This window comes from Cellulosimicrobium funkei (assembly GCF_900155925.1).
In the GTDB taxonomy this organism is placed as follows: Bacteria; Actinomycetota; Actinomycetes; order Actinomycetales; family Cellulomonadaceae; genus Cellulosimicrobium; species Cellulosimicrobium funkei.
Map to the genome: position 1 here is coordinate 239,696 of NZ_FTMI01000001.1, position 19,470 is coordinate 259,165.

Below are 19,470 nucleotides of genomic sequence, written 5' to 3' on the forward strand. Positions count from 1 at the left end.
CGCGCCGGACGCTGCGACAATGGTGTCCCGTGAGCGACCCTCAGCACGATGTCGACGGCGGCCCCACCGACGCCGTCACCCGGACCGGCCCGGTGCCGACCGGACCCGCCGGGGACCCGGCGCTGTTCGACCTCCCGCCCGGGTCGCGCGAGGTCCCGACGCGGATCGTGCTGCTCACCGGGGCGTCGGGCTCGGGCAAGACGTCGCTCACCCGCCGGCTCGGGCTCCCGGTCGTCGCGCTCGACGACTTCTACCTCGACCACGACCACCCCGACCTGCCGCAGCGGTTCGGCATCGTGGACTGGGACGACCCCCGCTCGTGGGACGCCGAGGGCGCGGTCGCGGCGCTCGTCGACCTCGCGCGCACGGGCCACGCCGACGTGCCGGTCTACGACATCCCGACGTCGCGCCGCACCGGCACGACCCACGTCGACGTCACGGGCTCGCGCGTCGTCCTGGCGGAGGGCATCTTCGCGGCGGAGATCGTCGCGGCCTGCCGCGCGCAGGACGTGCTGGCCGACGCGATCTGCCTCTACCGACCGCGCCTCGTGACGTTCTGGTTCCGCCTCCTGCGCGACCTCGCCGAGATGCGCAAGCCGCCGCTCACCCTGTTCCGGCGCGGGTGGGCGCTGCTGCGCGCCGAGCCCGCGCTCGTGCGGCACTGGGAGTCGCTCGGCTGCCGCGCGCTCACGCCCGCGCAGGCCGAGAAGGAGATCCGCGCACTGCTGCGGCCCGCCTCGGCGTAGGCGTCACCCCGGCGGGGCGGCGACCTCGATCGTCGCGACCGACGGTCCGCCGCACTCCGAGTCGGCACCGTCCGCGCTCTCCCACGTCGGGTCGATCTCGCGCTCGACGACGACGTCCCCCGAGGCGACCTCGACGACACGGACGACGACCGTGCCGACCGGACCGTTCAGCGCGGACCCGGTCCACTCGCCGACGGACGGCGCGTCCTGCGCCTCTCCGCTCGGCTCGGGCGAGGTCTCGACGGCCTGGGGCGGGACCGGGTCGACCGGATCGACCGGGATCGTCGTGGGGGCCGGCTCCGGGCCGGGCCGGAGCGTACCGTCGCGCACGAGCGCGCAGGGGTCGGCGCCGACGCAGGCCACCGTGACGCCGTACGCGTCGCGGTCCGGCCAGGAGTCGTCGAGCCGGACCTCCAGGCGAGCCGAGTACCCGACCGCCGGGCACGCGGTGACCAGACCTCCCGGACCGCTGCACGCCGGGAGCACGGCGACGAGCAGCGCACCGGCCAGGCCGTGCGCGCGCCGTCGCGCTCGTGCGGTGCTCACCGACGTCCCCTCTCGCGGCCCGCCCGCCCGTCGGGCCCTCGTCCACTCTGTGTCACGGACGGCCCGCGCCTTGCACCACGGCGCACGTCCCCCCTCGACGAGCCTGCCGAGACGTGAGAAGTGGCCCCTGACCCGCGCGTCGCGGGGGCCACTTCTCACGTCTCGGCGGGGAGCGTCCCGACGACGATCGTCGCGCCGATGTCGTCGTCCCGGACGACGCGCGCGACCAGCCCGGCGCGGCCGAGCACCGCGACGGCGCCCGCTGCCTGACGCTCGCCGGACTCGGTGAGCAGGTGACCGCCGGGGGCGAGCCAGGCGGGCGCCTCGGTCGCGACGCGGCGCAGCACGTCCAGCCCGTCGCCGCCGCCGTCGAGGGCGACGTGCGCCTCGTGGTCGCGCGCCTCGCGCGGCAGCAGCGGGATCTCGCCCGACGGCACGTACGGCACGTTGGCGAGGAGGAGGTCGACCCGCCCGCGCAGACCGGCGGGCAGAGGGTCGAAGAGGTCGCCCTCGTACGCGGTCCCACCGACGGCCGCGACGTTGCGCGCCGCGCACGCGACGGCGGCCGGGTCCACGTCGCTCGCGTGCAGCGCGACGGTCTCGTCGCCGCCGAGGCTCACCGCGGTCGCGAGCCCCAGCGCCCCGGCGCCGCAGCACAGGTCGACGACGACCGTCCGGCCGTCTGAGCCGCCCTCGGGGCGACCGCCGGGGCCGCTGCCCGGGCCGCCGTCGGGCAGCCGGGCAGGTCGCCCGGCCCGCCGCGCGAGCGCGACCGCCTCGTCGACGAGCAGCGTGGTGCGCTGGCGCGGCACGAACACCCCGGGGTCGACGGCGACCCGCAGCCCGTGGAAGTCGACGTACCCGAGGACGTGCTCGAGCGGCTCGCCCGAGACCCGGCGCGCGACGAGCGCCTCGAGGTGCGCGGCGTCGTCGGCCCGCTCGGCGAGGAGCGCGGCCTCGTCCTCCGCGAAGACGCACCCGGCGGCACGCAGGCGGGCGGTGAGGTCGTCGAGCCGGCTCTGGTCCACGCTCCGGACGGTACTCCGGGTATCACCGCCCGGGGACCGCCGACCGATCCCGGCGACCGATCCCGGCGACGCTGACCGTCAGTCGCGCAGGAGCGGGAGGAGCCGGGTGCCCTGGCGCTCGATCTCGCGCAGGTACGGGGTGTCGGACAGGACGAAGTGCGTCACGCCGAGGTCCTGGTAGCGCCGCAGCGACTTCGCGACGTCGCCCGCCGAGCCGACGAGCCACGTCGTGCCCGCTCCCCCGCCGCCGAACCGGCCCGGGGCGGTCCACAGGTTGTCGTCGAGCACCTCGCCCCGCTCGGCCAGGTCGAGCAGGCGCTGCTGCCCGACGGCGGTGCTCCGCCCCCGGTCGCGGGCCGACCACGCCTCGCGCTCCGGCGACCGGGCCGCGAGCTGCGCGACCTTCGCCTCGGCGTCGGCCCACGCCTCCTCGGTCGTGTCCCGCACGAACGTCGTGACGCGCAGCCCGAACTCGAGCGGTGCGTGCTCACGGCCGAGCTCGGCGCTCAGCCGCCTCAGCCGGTCGATGCGCTCCGTGATCCCGTCGAGCGGCTCGCCCCAGAAGAGCTGTACGTCGGCCTCGGTCGCCGCGACGCGCTCCGCCGCCTCCGAGGCGCCGCCGAAGTAGATCCGCGGGTGGGCGCGGTCGCCGCGGACGACGGGCCGCGGCCCCAGCGACGAGCGCGTCACCGAGAAGTGCTGGCCCGCGTACGTGACCTCCTCCTGCGTCCACAGCCTGCGGACGATCTGCAGGAACTCGCGCGTGCGGGCGTAGCGGTGCGCCGGGTCGGCCTCGCCGTCGCCGTACGCCTCCTGCCCGTCGGTGCCGGACACGACGTTGACGCGCAGCCGGCCGCCGCTGAGGTGGTCGAGGGTCGCGGCGGCGGACGCGAAGTGCGCGGGCCGCCAGAACCCGGGCCGGATCGCGACGAGCGGCTCGAACGTCGTGGTGCGGGCGGCGAGCGCCGTCGCGACCGTGAACGTGTCGGGACGCCCCCAGCTCGTCCCGAGCAGCGCGCCCGCGAACCCGTGGCGTTCCAGGGCGTGCGCGTGGCTCGTCAGGGTGTCGAGGCTGTTGTGGTCCTCGGTGGTGTCGTCGCCGCGGTGCCCCGGCCGCACCTGGTTCGGGATGTACCAGAGGTGCTCCGCGCTCATGCGAAGGCCCCCTCGACGACTCGCGCCCCGCCGTCGAGCGACGTCCCGGTGGGGGCCGCGTCCGTGTAGCGGTTGGCGGGCCGTTCGAGCCCGTAGTGCTCGCGCAGCGTCCGGCCCTCGTACTCGGTGCGGAACAGGCCGCGCTCGCGCAGCACGGGCAGCACGTGCTCGACGAACTGCTCGAGCCCCGACGGCAGCACCGCAGGCATGATGTTGAACCCGTCGGCGGCCTCGGCGTCGTACCAGTCCTGGATCGCGTCGGCGACCTGCTCGGGCGTGCCGGCGAACGTGCGGTGGCCCCGCCCGCCGCCGAGGCGCCCGATGAGCTGGCGCACCGTGAGCCGCTCGCGGCGCGCGAGCTCGACGATCAGCGTGTACCGGCTCTTGGCCCCCTCGATCTCGTCCTCGGTGGGCAGGCCGTCGGGAAGCTCGCGGTCGAGCGGCAGGTCCTCGGGCGCGAGGCGCAGCGTCTTCGCGAGCTGGGCGCGCGCGTACTCGGGGACGATGAGCTCGTCGAGCTCGCGCTCCCGCGCGAGCGCCTCCGCCTCCGTGGACCCGATGACGGGGACGATGCCGGGCAGGATCTTCACCGTGCCCGGGTCCCGCCCGACGGCGACCGCGCGGGCCTTGAGGTCGGAGTAGAACGCCTGGGCGTCGGCGAGCGTCTGGTGCGCGGTGAACACCGCCTCGGCGTAGCGCGCGGCGAGGTCCTTGCCGTCCTCGGACGACCCGGCCTGCACGATGAGCGGGCGCGCCTGCGGCGAGCGCGGCGTCGTGAGCGCGCCGTGCACGGAGAAGTGGGTGCCGACGTGCGCGGGCCCGTGGATCTTGGCCGGGTCCGCCCAGACGCCCGCGGCCTTGTCGGCGAGCACGGCGTCGTCCTCCCACGAGTCCCAGAGCCGGAACGCGACGTCGAGGAACTCGGCCGCGCGCTCGTACCGCACGGCGTGCGCCGGCTGGTCGTCGAGGCCGAAGTTCCGCGCGATCTCCGGCCCGGCCGTCGTGACGACGTTCCACCCGGCGCGGCCGCCCGAGACGTGGTCGATCGACGCGAAGCGCCGCGCGAGGTTGTAGGGCGAGTTGTACGTCGTCGACGCCGTCGCGATGAGGCCGATGCGCTCGGTCACGGTCGCGATCGCCGTCAGGACGATGAGCGGGTCGAGCGAGCCCGCCGGGCGGCGCCCGACGTCGGACCGCAGCCCGGGGCCGTCCGCGAAGAAGATCGAGTCGAGCTTCCCCGCCTCCGCGACCTGCGCGAGGCGCTGCAGGTGCGCGATGTTCGTCGAGGTCCACGACGGGTCGCTCTCGGGCAGGCGCCACGACGCCTCGTGGTGGCCCGTGCTCATGAGGAACGCGTTGAGGTGCAGGCGGCCGGGGCGGTGGCCCGAGGAGGCGTGGCGGGTCATGCGGCGGTGTCCTTCCGGTCGGGGGTGGTCGGGGCGTCGCGGACGACGCCGAGCGCGTCGAGCAGCTCGGTGCGGAGCCGGGCGAAGCGGGGGTCGGCGGGGTCGCGGGCCTCGGTGGGGCCGTAGCTCCGGTCGACGCGGCGCTCGGCCGCGATCCGCCCCTCGTCGAGCACGACGACGCGGTCCGCGAGCACGATCGCCTCGTCCACGTCGTGCGTGACGAGCAGGACCGCGGGGCGGTGCCGCGCGCACAGGTCGCGCAGCAGGGCGTGCATCCGGATGCGCGTCAGGGCGTCGAGCGCGCCGAACGGCTCGTCGGCGAGCAGGAGCCGCGGCGAGCGCACGAGCGAACGGGCGAGCGACACGCGCTGCTGCTCGCCGCCCGAGAGCTCGTTCGGCCACGCGCGCTCGCGCCCGGCCAGGCCGACCTCCGCGAGGCTCGCGCGGCCGGCGTCCCGCGCGGCGCTCCGCCCGCGCGCCCCGGCGTCGAGACCGAGCACCACGTTGTCCAGCACGCGCGCCCACGGGAGGAGCCGCGAGTCCTGGAAGACGACGGACACCTGGTCCGGCACGACGACCTCGCCCGAGCCCGCGACCCCGTGGTCGAGCGCGGCGAGCGCGCGCAGGAGCGTGCTCTTGCCCGAGCCGGACCGGCCCAGGATCGCGACGAACTCGCCGTCGTCCACGGTGAGGTCGAGGTGGTCGAGGATGCGCTGCTCCCCGTACGACCGGACGAGCGAGCGGACCCGCACGGCCGCGCCCGGCGCCGTCGGGCGGGCCTCCTGCGCGGTCAGTCCTCCAGCGTGCGCCGCCACGAGAGCACCCTCCTCTGCAGGAGGCGGACGGCGAGGTCCGCGGAGTAGCCCAGCACGCCGTAGACCACGAGGCCGACGAGGATGATCTCCGTCTGCCCGTACGTCCGGGCGAGCTCCATCATGTAGCCGATCCCGGCCGTCGCGTTGACCTGCTCGACGACGACGAGCGCGAGCATCGACCCCGTGACCGCGAACCGCAGGCCGAGGAAGAAACCGGGCAGCGCGCCCGGCAGGATGACGCGGCGCACGAACTGCCACCGCGAGAGCTGCACCGTCTCGGCGAGCTCGACGTAGCGGCTGTCGATCGCGCGCAGGCCGTTGTGCGTGTGCAGGTAGATGGGGATGAAGACGCCGAGCGCGATGGTGATGACCTTCATCTCCTCGCCGATGCCGAACCACAGGATGAGCAGCGGCAGGAGCGCGAGGTTGGGGATGGCGCGCTTGACCTGGATCGGGCCGTCGAGCACGGCGTCGCCGACCCGGCTCAGCCCAGCGGCCAGCGCGAGCACGACGCCCGCGACGATGCCGGCCGCGAGCCCGAGCGCGGCGCGCGTCAGGGAGACGCCGAGGTGCGCCCCGAGCTTGCCGTTCGCGACGAGCTCCGCGCCCGTCGAGACGACCGTCCACGGCGCGGACAGCACGCGCGGGTCGACGAGCCCCGTCGCGGACCCCACCGACCAGACGACCGCGAGGAGCGTGACCCCGACGAGCGCCGCGAGCGGGACCGGCCGGCCGAGCCCGAGGCGCGTGCCGCGCGGTCGCACGTCCGCCGGGGTCGACGGCGCGGCGTCGTCCCGCGGGACCGCGACGTCGACCCGCTCGACGACCGCGGCGCTCACTGCGCGCCCCCGTCCCGCGCGGCAGCCGCCGCCTCGCCCGCGACCGGGCCGAAGCGCACGTCGAACAGGTCCGCCGCGTCGAGCGGCTGCTCGTCGAGCTCCGCCGCGAGCAGGTCGACCGTCGCCTGCGTGCGCTCGATGCCCTCCGTGAGGTCGGACGGGACGTCCGGGACCGGCGCGTGGTCGACGAGATACTGCGCGTCCTCCTCGCTCAGCCCCTGGTCCTCGATGTAGTAGCCCTGCTTCCACTCCTCGGGGTGCTCCGCGACCCAGATCTTCGCGGCCGCCCACGCGGCGACGTACTCCCGCAGCGCCGCCGCCCTGGCCGGGTCGCGCACGACCTCGGTCGGGCCGTAGAGGTGCGACGCGTCGTCGCGCAGGTGGTGCTGGACCGACGTCGCGCCGTCGGCCTCGTACGTCGCGAGGTACCGGAAGAGCTGCGTGCCGCCGAGCGGCGCGACGTCGACCTCGCCCGCCGCGAGGGCCGTCGAGTAGACGTCGCCCGTGCTCGGGAGCTCGACGAGCTCGACGTCGTCCTGCGTGAGCCCGGCCTCCTGCAGCGCCTTGAGGACGATCGCCCCCTGCGCCTGGCCCGGGCTGAACGCGATGCGGTGACCGCGGAAGTCCTCGAGCGAGTCGAGCTCGACCCCCGGCGCCCCCGCGAACTCGTAGACCGGCGCGTCCTCCCAGTTCTCCCGGTAGACGGACGCGTAGACCTGCACGTCCAGGCCCGTCCACGTCGCGTGGATCGGCGGGATCTCCGCGACGGCGCCGACGTCGAGCGACCCGGCCCGGAACGCCTCCGTCGTCGCCGGGCCGCCCGAGATGTTGGCCCACTCGATCTCGAACGAGAAGTCGCTGTCCAGGTCGTCGCCCGCGAGCTCGAACGCCTTCTGCGTCGTCGGGTCGCCGACCCGCAGGACGGTGCCCTCCGGCACCTCGGTGGGCAGCTCGGCGTCCGGGGCGAGCGTGCCGCCGTCGGTCGGGTCACCGCCTCCGGACGCCTCGGCGGTGCTGCACGCACCGGCGGCGAGGAGCGCGACGAGACCGAGCGCGACGGCCGTCGCCCTCCGGCGGCCGGGCGGTGCGGACGGACGGAGCGGGGAAGCAGGCATGACGGGTCCTCTCAGGGAGAGCGCACGGGGACGCACGAGGGCGCGCGGGTGCCGTGCGCGGGAGGGTGGTGGGACGGCCCGACGGCGGCCCGGGGCGGCCGTCGGTCAGTGCGTGGGGGTGCTCAGCGGCACGCGGTCGGACGACACGCGGCCCGACGGCGCAGGCGCGCACGCAGGGCGCGACGACACGCGAGTCCGGGCACGTGCCCGGCGTCGGTGGCGGGGAGGGCGACGAGGCCCCCCGGTGTCGTCGGCATGCGGGCGACTGTGCCAGCGTGCGCAGACCCCGCAAAGGGCCGTCGCCCCCCGTCCCACGACAAGAGCAGACGTAACGCCGTGCAACGGCCCCTCGCCCGCCGACCAGGCGGTCCGTGTCGGCCGAGCAGGCGATGGTGGTGCGTCGGTCGTCCCGGACGCGCCACGACCACCTGCTCGGCGGGCGAGGGGCGCCGGGACGACGACGGGCCCCGACCCTCCCGGAGGAGGATCGGGGCCCGTGTGTCAGGCGTTCAGGAGTGCGTCACTCCGCGCCGGCCTGCAGCTCGCCCGTCGGGGGCAGGTCGCGGACCGAGACGCCGGTGGGGGCGTCGAGCGCCGCGGCCGCGCCCACGCTCACCGGGCCGCGGTCGTGCTCGCCCTTCGAGACACCCCGGAAGGTGAACTCTCCGAGCAGGCCCTCGCCCTCGGCGTCGACCAGGACGATCTCGCCGGCCTTGAGCTCGCCGAACAGGATCTTCTCCGAGAGCACGTCCTCGATGTCGCGCTGGATCGCGCGGCGCAGCGGACGAGCACCCAGGACCGGGTCGTAGCCCTTCTCGGCGAGGAGCTGCTTCGCGGGCTGCGTGAGCTCGATGCCCATGTCCTTGTCCCGCAGGCGGGCGTCGAGACGGGCGATCATCAGGTCGACGATCTGGATGATCTCGGCCTGCGAGAGCTGCGGGAAGACCACCACGTCGTCGACGCGGTTGAGGAACTCCGGCCGGAAGTGCTGCTTGAGCTCGTCGTTGACCTTCGCCTTCATGCGCTCGTAGGACGTGACCAGGTCGCCGCCGGCGTTGAAGCCGGTCTGGACGCCCTTGGCGATGTCCCGCGTGCCGAGGTTGGTCGTCATGATGATGACGGTGTTCTTGAAGTCCACGACGCGGCCCTGCGAGTCGGTCAGGCGACCGTCCTCGAGGATCTGCAGGAGCGAGTTGAAGATGTCCGCGTGGGCCTTCTCCACCTCGTCGAACAGGACGACCGAGAACGGCTTGCGCCGCACCTTCTCGGTGAGCTGGCCACCCTCGTCGTACCCGACGTAGCCGGGGGGCGAGCCGAACAGCCGCGAGACGGTGTGCTTCTCGGAGAACTCCGACATGTCGAGCTGGATGAGCGCGTCCTCGTCCCCGAAGAGGAACTCGGCGAGCGCCTTGGCCAGCTCCGTCTTCCCGACGCCCGTGGGGCCGGCGAAGATGAACGACCCACCGGGGCGCTTCGGGTCCTTGAGGCCCGCACGCGTCCGGCGGATGGCCTGCGACAGCGCCTTGATCGCGGCCTCCTGGCCGACGACGCGCTTGTGCAGCTCGTCCTCCATGTTGAGCAGGCGGCTGGACTCCTCCTCGGTGAGCTTGAAGACCGGGATGCCCGTGGCCATGGCCAGGACCTCGGCGATCAGCTCCTCGTCCACCTCCGCGACGGTGTCCAGGTCACCGGACTTCCACGCCTTCTCCTTGTCGGCGCGCTTCGCGGTGAGCTGCTTCTCCTTGTCGCGCAGGCCGGCGGCCTTCTCGAAGTCCTGCGCGTCGATCGCGGACTCCTTCTCGCGGCGCGCCTCGGCGATCTCCTCGTCGAGCTCCTTGAGCTCCGGCGGGGCCGTCATGCGGCGGATGCGCAGGCGCGCGCCCGCCTCGTCGATGAGGTCGATCGCCTTGTCCGGGAGGAACCGGTCGTTGATGTACCGGTCCGCGAGCGTGGCCGCGGAGACGAGCGCGGAGTCCGTGATGGACACGCGGTGGTGCGCCTCGTAGCGGTCGCGCAGGCCCTTGAGGATCTCGATGGCGTGCGGGAGCGACGGCTCGGCGACCTGGATGGGCTGGAAGCGGCGCTCCAGGGCCGGGTCCTTCTCGACGTGCTTGCGGTACTCGTCGAGCGTCGTCGCGCCGATGGTCTGCAGCTCGCCGCGCGCGAGCATCGGCTTGAGGATGCTCGCGGCGTCGATCGCGCCCTCGGCGGCACCCGCCCCGACGAGGGTGTGGATCTCGTCGATGAACAGGATGATGTCGCCGCGCGTGCGGATCTCCTTGAGGACCTTCTTCAGGCGCTCCTCGAAGTCGCCGCGGTAGCGCGAGCCGGCCACGAGCGCGCCGAGGTCGAGCGTGTAGAGCTGCTTGTCCTTGAGCGTCTCGGGAACGTCCCCGCGGACGATGTCCTGGGCGAGGCCCTCGACGACGGCCGTCTTGCCGACGCCGGGCTCGCCGATGAGGACGGGGTTGTTCTTGGTGCGGCGGCTCAGCACCTGCATGACGCGCTCGATCTCGAGGCTGCGCCCGATGACCGGGTCGAGCTTGCCCTCGCGCGCAGCCTGGGTGAGGTTGCGCCCGAACTGGTCGAGCACGGCCGAGCCGGACGGCTGGCCCTCGGTGGGACCGCCGGCGGCGACCGGCTCCTTGCCCTGGTAGCCGGACAGGAGCTGGATGACCTGCTGGCGCACCTTGTTGAGGTCGGCGCCCATCTTCGTCAGGACCTGGGCGGCGACGCCCTCGCCCTCGCGGATGAGGCCGAGCAGGATGTGCTCGGTGCCGATGTAGTTGTGGCCGAGCTGGAGCGCCTCGCGCAGCGACAGCTCGAGCACCTTCTTGGCGCGCGGCGTGAACGGGATGTGCCCGCTCGGGGCCTGCTGGCCCTCGCCGATGATCTCGGTCACCTGGGTGCGGACGCCGTCGAGGGAGATCCCGAGGGACTCCAGCGCCTTGGCCGCGACACCCTCGCCCTCGTGGATGAGGCCGAGGAGGATGTGCTCGGTGCCGATGTAGTTGTGGTTGAGCATCCGCGCCTCTTCCTGGGCGAGGACGACGACCCGACGGGCTCGGTCTGTGAATCTCTCGAACATGTGCTGCTCCTCGTGAGCGGCGTACACCTGCCCGCCGGACGACGGGTACAAGCCTGACCGCATTGACTCTATGCGGTTCGAACGAGCCGCACCCCCTCCGTATGCCGTTGTTCGCCAGGGGCGTGAAAGAGGGGTCGCGCCGTGACCTGCCGGGCGGTCGCGGGTGCACGACGGCGGAGATCACCCGGCCCGACACGCGCCGGGGGCGTTGACCGCGGCCCGCGCCACGGGCAGGCTCGGGAGTGCGCCCCGCACGACGTCCAGAAGGGTGGCGAGAGCGATGCACCAACCGGACCAGCCGCCGGAGGACACCCCCGCACCGGACGCGGACGAGCGAGAGGCACGCCCCGCGGGCTCGGCCGCGTCGTGGGAGCAGGTGGTCGCGCGGTTCCACGGCGCTGTCGCGGAGGTCGACGACCCGCTCACCTGGGGCCTCGACCTCGACGAGGAGACGCTCACGGGCGCCGGCCACGGGGCGCACGACCCGGCTGAGGAGCGCTTCCTGCGTTCCTACGTGTCGTTCACGGGCGAGACGCTCGACGTCGAGACGCTGCGGGTGCGGGCCGCGCACGACGAGCAGGCCGAGGACATCGCCCGCACCGCGCTCAGCGGGGCGCTCGCCGCGCCCCTGCACTCGGACACCCCCGGCGACGACGACTTCCTCGACTCCTACCAGGAGTACCGCGCCGCGATGCGCGCGATCGTCGAGGAGGTGGACGTCGCGCCCGTCGTGCGCACCACGTTCCGGGTCGACGGCGAGACCCGCCCCTGCCTGTACGTCACCGTGCGGGAGCACGCCGCGGCGTACGTGCCGGTCGGGGACCGGGCGCTGGTGGTCTCGGGCCCGGCGGACCTGCTCGCGCGGGTCGACGTGGTCACCCGCCCCCTGCGCAACATCCTCCAGGACGAGCCCGACCCGCGGTTCTGACCGGCTCCACGCGCCCCGCCGCGGGACTCTCGTCCACCACCTCGGGACGCCCGTCCCGGGCGCCTCGCGTCCCCGCGGCCTAGGGTCGAGTCAGCACCGGCGCCGCCGACGGCGTCGGGGACAGCACGCCGACGGCGCACGCGGTCGGCCGACCGGGCGGAGGTGGCGAGATGCGCGGCGTGATCGTCGGTGTCGACGGGTCGGAGGAGTCGGGCGGCGCGCTCGACTGGGCGCTGCGCGAGGCGGCGGACCGGGCGGTGCCCCTGACGGCGGTGCTCGCGTTCGAGTCGCGGCAGGGGCCGGGCGACGGCCCCGACGCGGCGGCCGAGGAGAAGCGGGCGCTCGCCCAGGAGTGGCTCGACGCCGCGCGCGCCCGCACGGGGATCGGCCCGGACGCGGTGACCGCGACGGCCGTCGCCGAGCGCGGCAGCCCCGCGGCCGTCCTGCTCGCCCTCGCCCAGCCACGCGTCGCGCAGGCCGCCCAGGACGACGTGCGGCCCGACGCCGCCGACGGCGACGACGCCGACCTGCTCGTCCTCGGCCGCTGCGGCCGGGGCCGCCTCGGTCGGATGGTCCTCGGGTCGGTGCCGACCGCCGTCGTGCAGCACGCGACCGTCCCCGTGACCGTGGTGCGCGGGACGCCCGACGTGCGCCACGACCACGCGCGGCCCGTCGTCGTCGGGGTCGACGGGTCGTCGACGTCGGTCCAGGCGCTGCGGCACGGCGCCGACGTCGCGCGGCGCACGGGCGCGACGCTCGAGGCCCTGTTCTGCTGGCAGATCGTCTCGCTCGCGCCCCTGCCCGACTCGTGGGGATGGACGCCGCCCATCGACGACTACGAGAAGTTCGCCGCCCAGAAGCTCGACGCCGCGCTCGAGGCGGCGGGGGTCGACCTGCCCGACGACCGCCTCGTGCGCAGCGTGCAGCACGTGCACGCCGCGAAGGGGGTCATCGAGGCGTCGTCGCGCGCGGAGCGGCTCGTGCTCGGCAACCGCGGCGTCGGCGGGTTCGACCGGCTGCTCCTGGGCTCGGTGAGCCGGCACGCGGTCGAGTACGCGCACTGCCCGGTCACGGTCGTGCGACCCGCGGACGCGACGCACCCGTCGGGCGCGCACGACGACTGAGGTCACCCGCGCCGAGCGGCCGTCCCCCGGAACGCGAACACGAGGACGCGCACGGCGAGCACGGTGCCCACGAACCCGAGCGCCGCACCGAGCACGGCGAACAGGCGCAGGCCCTCGACGAGCTCGGGGCCGGAGTCCGCGGAGACCAGCACGACCGCCGCGACGACGGCCGCGGCAGCAATGACGGTGGACACGACCTGCTGCACGAGGCCGGTGAGGAACGCGCGGTCCTCGGGGTGCGCGAACGAGCGGACGTTGACGGTGAGCCGCCCGGCCTCGACGTCGCTCGTGATCTTCGCGAGCCGGCGCGGGAGCCGTTCCAGCTCGGGCGCGAGGCCGAGGAACAGGCTCGTCGCCCGCTCGCGCAGGCCCTCCGGCGTCACGACGCGCCGCACGAGCGGCTGCGCGGTCGCGCGGGCCCCGGCGACGAGGTCGAACCCGGGGTCGAGCAGGCGCAGCGTGCCCTCCAGCGACGTGAACGTGCGGAACGCGGCGGCGACCTGCGACGGGACGGCGAGGCCCGCGTCGGTGACGAGCCGGAACAGCGCGGTGAACATCGCGCCGCTCGCGCCGGCGCCGCGGAACCGCACGATCACCTGCCCGACGGCGCGCTCCAGGCGGCGCACGTCGAGGTCGACCGGGGCGTCGAGCAGCTCCAGGAGGGCGTCGGTCGCGGCGACGGCGTCGTCGGCGTCGACCGCGAGCAGCACCGCCGCGAGCGCGAGCCGGTCGGGCTCGCCGAGCCGGCCGACGGAGCCCATGTCGAGCAGGCCGAGACGGCCGTCGGCGGTGACGAGCACGTTCCCGGGGTGGAGGTCGGCGTGGAAGGTGCCCGCGACCAGCACCTGCTCGAGCGTCGCGGTGAGGAGGCGGGAGGCGAGGTCGGCGCGCACGGCGTCGTCGAGGCCCGCGAGCACGTCCGCGGCGCGGCCGAGGGGAACGCCGTCGAGCCGTTCCATGACGAGCAGCGTCGTGCCGGAGAGCTCGGGGTAGACGTCGGGGACCCGGACGCGCGGCCCTGCGCCCGGGTCGGCGGCGTCGTCGGGGCGCCGGTCCCCCGCCGCTCCCCGCGCGAGCGCGGCGCGCAGCGCGAGCGTGTTCTCCAGCTCGACCGTGTAGTCGAGCTCCTCGCGCAGCGACGCGGCGAAGCCGTCGGCGAGGTCGACGACGCCGAGCGAGCGGCCCCACGCGGTGTCGCGCTCGATGCGGCGCGCGAGCCGCCCGAGGATCGCGAGATCCGTCTCGACCTGGGCACGGGCGCCCGGGCGCTGCACCTTGACCACGACGTCGCGCCCGTCGAGCAGGCGGGCCGCGTGGACCTGGCCCACGGACGCCGAGGCGAGGGGCTCCGGCGAGAAGTCGGCGAACGCCTCGTCGACCGGGCGCCCGAGCGCGCCCGCGACGGCCGCCTCCACGTGCGACCACGGCGCGGGCGGGACCTCGCTCTGGAGCGTGGCGAGCGCGTCCGCGAACGCGGCGGGGAGCAGGTCCCGGCGCGTGGACAGCACCTGGCCGAACTTCACGAAGGTCACGCCGGCGTCGCTGAGGGCGTCGCGCAGCGCGGCGGCCTGGCGCCGCTGGTCGGTGCGCGACAGGCGCGACCCGTCCGGCTGCCGGGCCCCGCGCGTGAGCGCCCCGCCGAGGCCGTGCCGGACGCCGATCCCCAGGATCTGGGCGTAGCGCCGCGTCTCGCGGCGGCCCTGGCGCAGCCCCCGGAGCGCGCGCCACGGCCCCGGGACGGAGCCCGTCGGCACGAGGAGCTCGAGCACGAGGAGCACGCACAGCCCGAGCACGAACGCCCACGCGAACGCGAGCACGACGGCGACGAGCGCGACGCCCGGCGCGACGGTGAGCGTCCCGTCCGGGCGCGACCAGCCGGCGTCGAGCAGGCCGCCCGTGAGCACCCAGGACGCGACCGACAGCATCGCGAGTGCCACGACCGCCGAGCGGATCCAGCCGACCGGCGCCCCCATGACGCGCCGCGCCGTCGCGGCGAGGAGCAGCAGCATGCCGACGGTGAAGACGAGGCCGAACAGACCGACGAGGAGACCGGAGACCACCTGCATGGCGGCCACTCTTCCGGACCGCACGGCAGACCACCAGCACGCGCCACCGGCGCGCCCCGCCCGCCCGAGCCTGTCGCGGCGACCAGCGCCGCACGGCCGCGGCATGGGCGGCACCGACGTCCGTGGCGCGGCATGATGGAGCTCCCCGACAGGCCGGAGCCCCGATGACGAACGTCGACCTCCTCACGGAAGCCCACCTCACGACCGCCCGCACCGCGCCGAACGGTCGCAGCGCCGAGGTCGTGCTGCACGACGGCCCGCTGCGCCAGACGATCCTCGCGCTGCGCGCGGGCGTCGAGCTCGGGGAGCACAACTCCCCGCCCGCGGCGTCGATCCAGGTGCTGCGCGGGCGGGTCCGGGTCACAGCGCTCGGCGAGGGCGACGTGGAGCTGGGCGAAGGCGAGCTGCGCGTGCTCACGCACGAGCGGCACGCGGTGAGCGCGGTCGAGGACGCGGCGTTCCTCCTGACGACCGTGACGAGCGTCCCGGGCAGCTGAGCGCCTGCTCCTGCGAACCGCCCGCACGGCTGCCAGGGTGGTGCGGATGAGAGCCTCGACAACGACGACCGTCCTCGCCGCGAGCGCCCTGGTCCTCGCGTCCTGCACCGCGACCCCCGGCGACGCTCCGGGCACCCCGGAACCGTCGGCCCCGGCCCCCTCGACCTCTGCCGCGACCCCGGCACCAGGCGATCCCGCCGCGGCGCTCCCGACGGACGCGCCCACCGACGTCCTCCTCCCCGCGGGGGCGTGGGGCGGCGAGGGAGGACGCGAGGAGGCGGAGGGGGTCGCGGACTGGCACCTCCCGGAGGCGTGCGCGGACGGCGGCCCCGCGGACGCCACGGCGATGCGCACCGTGACCGAGGGCGACGGCGCGGCCGAGGGCACCGTGGGGGTCCACCAGGTCGCGGTGTTCGCCGACGCCGACGCCGCGACCGCGGAGGCCGCGCGGCTCGCGGACCTGCTCGCCGCGTGCGCGGCGCAGGGCGGCGCGGAGGGCTCGACGTACACGGCCGAGCCGCTCGACGTCGGCGCCCAGGGCAGCGGCCTGGCCACCGACTACTACGGGTCGGGCGGGAGCGGGGACCTGGACACGGCGCTCGGCACCTACCTGGCGACCACGCGGCGCGGTGCCGCGGTCACCCTCGTCGCGCTCGACGGCGGGGAGAGCACCGTGGGCGCGGCCCGCGAGACGGTCGCGGAGCAGGCCCGCGCCGCATGGGAGCTGCTGTGCCGCTACGAGCAGGCGGGCTGCTGACGGACGGCCCTCCCGCCCGGGAGACTCGCTCCCGGGACGTCGCGCCCCGGGTCGCCGTGGCGGCCGCTCAGCCCCTGACGGCCCAGGCGGCGAGGGCCAGCGCCGTGACGTCCTCCGCGACGGCGCCCGGCCAGTCGGGCCGCTCGCCGACGGCGAGGCGTCGCCACGCCGCACCGCCCCACGTCCCGACGGCCCCGCCCGCGGCTCCCACGACGGCGGCGAGGACCAGCCCGACCGGACCGGTCCGGTGCCGGGCGACGAGCACCCCGCCCACGGCGCCGCTCGCGACGCGGACGACGGGGCCGGGCGGCGCGAGCCGGCTCGGCGTCTGCGGCAGCTTGTCGCCGACCAGCTCGCCGACGACGCCCAGGAGCGCCGCACCGCGCGCGAGCGGCCCGGGTCCTTGACCCGACCGGCCCGACCCGCCGGGCCGCACGAGGCCGGCCAGCACCGGCGCCGCGACCCCGAGGCTGCTGCGCGAGCCCGCGGCGACGCCGAGCGCGAGGGCCCGGGCGAGCACCTCCGTCGTGGCGCGCGGCGCGGCTGCGTCCTGGGACGTCATGGGGGTCCTCCTGCGGTGTGGTGGTGGCCCGGTCGACCGGGCTCTCCCGAACGTAGCCGCTCCCGGGGCGACCCACCCGGCGGCGCGGCGCGCCGCTCGCCGGGTCCCGCGCCCGGGCCCACCCTGAGCGACGTCGCGGGCGGCGAGCAGGCGCTGCGCCTCGCGGTCGCCCGGGCGACGACGCACCCCGGCGCGTGGTGGTCCGGTGCCCGGTCGTGCTGCGAGAGCCCACCCCGTGCCCCTGACGCCGCCCCTCGCGGACGGGTCGAGCAAGAACGGTTGACGGATCGGCCCCACGGGGGCATGATCGGGAGGAACGATACCCCCTAGGGGTATCGGCGGCCGAGAGGAGACACGGTGGACCACCGCACGGAGCACGGCCCCGGGCGCCGGACCGGCGCGGACGGCGAGCACGGGCACCACGAGGCGCACACGCACACCGAGGCGCACGGGCACCCCGGCGCGGCGGCGACCGCCGCCGTCGACCACGCGACGCACGACCCGGCGGCGCACCGCGGCCACGACACAGGGCACGAGGACCACCACGCGGGTCACGGCACCGCGGGCCACGGCACGTCCGGGCACGAGGGCCACGGCACGGCCGAGCATGAGGGTCACGACATGGCGGGTCACGGGGGTCATGGGGGGCACGGTGACCACGTCGGGCAGTTCCGCCGGCTGTTCTGGATCATGCTCGTCCTCGCGATCCCCACGGTCGCGCTGAACGCCATGTTCGCGATGCTCCTGGGCTACGACCTGCCCGACGCCGCGTGGGCGCCCTGGGTGTCCCCCGTCCTCGGCACGGTGATCTACGCCTGGGGCGGGCGCCCGTTCCTCACCGGTGCGGTGAGCGAGCTGCGGAGCCGCAAGCCCGGGATGATGACGCTCATCTCGCTCGCCATCACGGTCGCGTTCGTGTCCTCGCTGGGAGCGAGCCTGGGCCTGCTCGCGCACGAGCTCGACGTCTGGTGGGAGCTCGCGCTCCTCGTCGTCATCATGCTGCTCGGCCACTGGCTCGAGATGCGCTCGCTCGCGCAGACGGCGTCCGCGCTCGACTCGCTCGCCGCGCTGCTCCCGGACGAGGCGGAGCGGGTCGCCGAGGACGGGACCGTGACGACCGTCGCGCCGACGGACCTGCGCGTGGGCGACCTGGTCGTCGTCCGGCCGGGAGGGCGCGTGCCCGCGGACGGCGAGGTCGCGTCCGGCTCGGCGGACGTCGACGAGTCGATGATCACCGGCGAGTCGCGCCCCGTGCGCCGCACCGTCGGGGACGCCGTCGTCGCGGGGACCGTCGCGACGGACGACGCGCTGCGCGTGCGGATCACGGCCGTCGGCGAGGACACCGCGCTCGCGGGCATCCAGCGGCTCGTCGCAGACGCGCAGGCGTCGTCGACGAAGACCCAGCGCCTCGCGGACCGCGCCGCCGGGTGGCTGTTCTGGTACGCGCTCGGGGCCGCTGCCCTGACGATCGGCCTGTGGCTCGTCTTCGGCACGCCCGAGCAGGCGCTGATCCGGGCGATCACCGTCCTCGTCATCGCGTGCCCCCACGCGCTGGGTCTCGCGATCCCGCTCGTCGTCTCGCTCTCGACGGAGCGCGCCGCGAAGGCGGGCGTCCTCGTCAAGGACCGTCTGGCGCTCGAGCGCATGCGCACCGTGGACACCGTCCTGTTCGACAAGACCGGGACGCTCACCGCGGGCGAGCCGGTCGTCGTGCACCTCGCGACCGCGGGCGGCACGTCCGAGGCCGCGCTGCTCGCGCTCGCCGCAGCGGCCGAGGCGGACAGCCAGCACCCGCTCGCCCTCGCGATCGTGCGGGCGGCCGAGGAGCGGGGCGACGACGTCCCCCGCGCCACCGACTTTCGGTCGCTCACGGCTGTCGGCGTCGAGGCGACCGTCCCGACCCCCGACGGCGCGCGCCTCGTCGCGGTCGGCGGGCCGGCACTCCTGCGCGAGCGCGGGCTCGACCCCCTGCCCGACGCCGCGGCGTGGGCCGAGGACGGGTCGACCGTCCTGCACGTGGTCGTCTCGGACGAGGCCGGCACCCGCACCGGCACCGCGTCGGACGCGCGGTCCGGCGAGGTCGTGGGCGCGTTCGCCCTGGCGGACGCGATCCGTCCCGAGTCGCGCGAGGCCGTCGACGCGCTGCACCGGCGCGGCATCCGGGTCGTCATGATCACCGGCGACGCCGAGCCCGTCGCCCGCGCGGTCGGGCGCGAGCTCGGCATCGACCAGGTCTTCGCGGGCGTCCGCCCCGAGGACAAGGACGCGAAGGTCGCCGAGCTGCAGCACGGGGGGCGCGTCGTCGCGATGGTCGGCGACGGCGTCAACGACGCCCCGGCGCTCGCCCAGGCGGACGTCGGCATCGCGATCGGCGCGGGCACCGACGTCGCGATCGCGTCCGCCGGGGTGATCCTCGCGAGCTCCGACCCGCGGGCGGTGCTGTCGATCATCGAGCTGTCGCACGCGTCGTACCGCAAGATGCAGCAGAACCTGTGGTGGGCCGCGGGCTACAACATCGCGGCCGTGCCCCTCGCCGCGGGCGTGCTCGCGCCCGTCGGGTTCGTCATGCCGATGGCGGTGGGCGCGATCCTCATGTCCGCGTCGACGGTCATCGTCGCGCTCAACGCGCAGCTCCTGCGCCGCACCGACCTCGACCCGGCCCGGCTCGCGTCGCGGTGACCGTGTCCGCGACGCCCCCTCGACCACGAGGTCGCTGTCGTCCTGCCGCGCAGGACGACAGCAACCTCGTGGTCGGCCGCGCGGAAGGTCGTGCTCGACCGTGAGGAACCCCGTGCACG

16 protein-coding genes are annotated in these 19,470 nt (G+C 75.5%); 6 read left to right on the forward strand and 10 right to left on the reverse strand.

The annotated features are described in order from the left end of the window. Positions 1-29 precede the first annotated feature (29 nt). The gene (locus BXA05_RS00970) at positions 30-746 is read left to right on the forward strand and encodes a uridine kinase family protein (protein WP_342065083.1); all 717 of its coding nucleotides are present in this window, start codon (positions 30-32) and stop codon (positions 744-746) included. Positions 747-749: 3 nt separating this feature from the next. Here the strand turns inward: BXA05_RS00970 and BXA05_RS00975 are convergent, their stop codons facing one another. The 8 genes from BXA05_RS00975 to BXA05_RS01010 form a co-directional block, all read right to left on the reverse strand. Further along, positions 750-1,292, reverse strand: coding sequence for a hypothetical protein (locus BXA05_RS00975; RefSeq protein ID WP_076403385.1), 543 nt, complete (start codon positions 1,290-1,292; stop codon positions 750-752). A gap of 155 nt (positions 1,293-1,447) precedes the next feature. After that, positions 1,448-2,320, reverse strand: a complete 873-nt coding sequence (locus BXA05_RS00980; RefSeq protein WP_076403386.1) for a methyltransferase — start codon at positions 2,318-2,320, stop codon at positions 1,448-1,450. 78 nt (positions 2,321-2,398) lie between these two features. After that, positions 2,399-3,475 carry an LLM class flavin-dependent oxidoreductase gene (locus BXA05_RS00985; protein WP_076403388.1) on the reverse strand — a complete coding sequence of 359 codons (1,077 nt, stop codon included), beginning with the start codon at positions 3,473-3,475 and terminating at the stop codon, positions 2,399-2,401. After that, entirely contained in the window at positions 3,472-4,881 is a 1,410-nt protein-coding gene (locus BXA05_RS00990; RefSeq protein ID WP_076403390.1) for an LLM class flavin-dependent oxidoreductase, read from the reverse strand. The genes BXA05_RS00985 and BXA05_RS00990 overlap by 4 nt, the downstream gene beginning before the upstream one ends. Then, positions 4,878-5,696 carry an ABC transporter ATP-binding protein gene (locus BXA05_RS00995; protein WP_061266614.1) on the reverse strand — a complete coding sequence of 273 codons (819 nt, stop codon included), beginning with the start codon at positions 5,694-5,696 and terminating at the stop codon, positions 4,878-4,880. Before BXA05_RS00995 ends, BXA05_RS00990 begins: the two co-directional genes overlap by 4 nt. Beyond that, entirely contained in the window at positions 5,672-6,535 is an 864-nt protein-coding gene (locus BXA05_RS01000; protein ID WP_043652698.1) for an ABC transporter permease, read from the reverse strand. Before BXA05_RS01000 ends, BXA05_RS00995 begins: the two co-directional genes overlap by 25 nt. Beyond that, positions 6,532-7,650 carry an ABC transporter substrate-binding protein gene (locus BXA05_RS20195; protein WP_076403391.1) on the reverse strand — a complete coding sequence of 373 codons (1,119 nt, stop codon included), beginning with the start codon at positions 7,648-7,650 and terminating at the stop codon, positions 6,532-6,534. The genes BXA05_RS01000 and BXA05_RS20195 overlap by 4 nt, the downstream gene beginning before the upstream one ends. A 520-nt stretch (positions 7,651-8,170) precedes the next feature. Then, positions 8,171-10,738, reverse strand: a complete 2,568-nt coding sequence (locus BXA05_RS01010; protein ID WP_031315080.1) for an ATP-dependent Clp protease ATP-binding subunit — start codon at positions 10,736-10,738, stop codon at positions 8,171-8,173. Between the two features lie 280 nt (positions 10,739-11,018). Here BXA05_RS01010 and BXA05_RS01015 point away from each other — a divergent pair, with 280 nt between their 5' ends. Together BXA05_RS01015 and BXA05_RS01020 are read left to right on the forward strand one after the other, a co-directional pair. Further along, on the forward strand, positions 11,019-11,666 hold the full coding sequence (locus BXA05_RS01015; protein WP_206154073.1) for a hypothetical protein: 648 nt from the start codon (positions 11,019-11,021) through the stop codon (positions 11,664-11,666). A 170-nt stretch (positions 11,667-11,836) separates the two neighbouring features. Further along, positions 11,837-12,790: a universal stress protein gene (locus tag BXA05_RS01020; RefSeq protein ID WP_076403393.1), complete on the forward strand. Its 954-nt coding sequence runs from the start codon at positions 11,837-11,839 to the stop codon at positions 12,788-12,790. Between the two features lie 2 nt (positions 12,791-12,792). Here BXA05_RS01020 and BXA05_RS01025 read toward each other — a convergent pair whose 3' ends face one another. Then, complete coding sequence (locus BXA05_RS01025) at positions 12,793-14,856, reverse strand: ABC1 kinase family protein (RefSeq protein ID WP_076404036.1); 2,064 nt, start codon at positions 14,854-14,856, stop codon at positions 12,793-12,795. Positions 14,857-15,020: 164 nt separating this feature from the next. Here BXA05_RS01025 and BXA05_RS01030 point away from each other — a divergent pair, with 164 nt between their 5' ends. Further along, positions 15,021-15,353, forward strand: a complete 333-nt coding sequence (locus BXA05_RS01030) for a cupin domain-containing protein (protein WP_076403395.1) — start codon at positions 15,021-15,023, stop codon at positions 15,351-15,353. A gap of 46 nt (positions 15,354-15,399) precedes the next feature. Next, positions 15,400-16,110, forward strand: a complete 711-nt coding sequence (locus tag BXA05_RS01035; protein ID WP_076403396.1) for a hypothetical protein — start codon at positions 15,400-15,402, stop codon at positions 16,108-16,110. Positions 16,111-16,177: 67 nt separating this feature from the next. Here the strand turns inward: BXA05_RS01035 and BXA05_RS01040 are convergent, their stop codons facing one another. After that, positions 16,178-16,672, reverse strand: a complete 495-nt coding sequence (locus BXA05_RS01040; protein ID WP_076403398.1) for a hypothetical protein — start codon at positions 16,670-16,672, stop codon at positions 16,178-16,180. A 357-nt stretch (positions 16,673-17,029) separates the two neighbouring features. Here BXA05_RS01040 and BXA05_RS01045 point away from each other — a divergent pair, with 357 nt between their 5' ends. Next, the gene (locus BXA05_RS01045; protein WP_076403401.1) at positions 17,030-19,351 is read left to right on the forward strand and encodes a heavy metal translocating P-type ATPase; all 2,322 of its coding nucleotides are present in this window, start codon (positions 17,030-17,032) and stop codon (positions 19,349-19,351) included. Positions 19,352-19,470: the final 119 nt, after the last annotated feature.

Coding starts and splice junctions, on each gene's coding strand:
- BXA05_RS01020 (WP_076403393.1), top strand. CDS start 11,837: ATGCGCGGCGTGATCGTCGGTGTCGACGGGTCGGAGGAGTCGGGCGGC.
- BXA05_RS01040 (WP_076403398.1), bottom strand. CDS start 16,672: ATGACGTCCCAGGACGCAGCCGCGCCGCGCGCCACGACGGAGGTGCTC.
- BXA05_RS01035 (WP_076403396.1), top strand. CDS start 15,400: ATGAGAGCCTCGACAACGACGACCGTCCTCGCCGCGAGCGCCCTGGTC.
- BXA05_RS01025 (WP_076404036.1), bottom strand. CDS start 14,856: ATGCAGGTGGTCTCCGGTCTCCTCGTCGGTCTGTTCGGCCTCGTCTTC.
- BXA05_RS01010 (WP_031315080.1), bottom strand. CDS start 10,738: ATGTTCGAGAGATTCACAGACCGAGCCCGTCGGGTCGTCGTCCTCGCC.
- BXA05_RS01015 (WP_206154073.1), top strand. CDS start 11,019: ATGCACCAACCGGACCAGCCGCCGGAGGACACCCCCGCACCGGACGCG.
- BXA05_RS01030 (WP_076403395.1), top strand. CDS start 15,021: ATGACGAACGTCGACCTCCTCACGGAAGCCCACCTCACGACCGCCCGC.
- BXA05_RS00985 (WP_076403388.1), bottom strand. CDS start 3,475: ATGAGCGCGGAGCACCTCTGGTACATCCCGAACCAGGTGCGGCCGGGG.
- BXA05_RS00990 (WP_076403390.1), bottom strand. CDS start 4,881: ATGACCCGCCACGCCTCCTCGGGCCACCGCCCCGGCCGCCTGCACCTC.
- BXA05_RS20195 (WP_076403391.1), bottom strand. CDS start 7,650: ATGCCTGCTTCCCCGCTCCGTCCGTCCGCACCGCCCGGCCGCCGGAGG.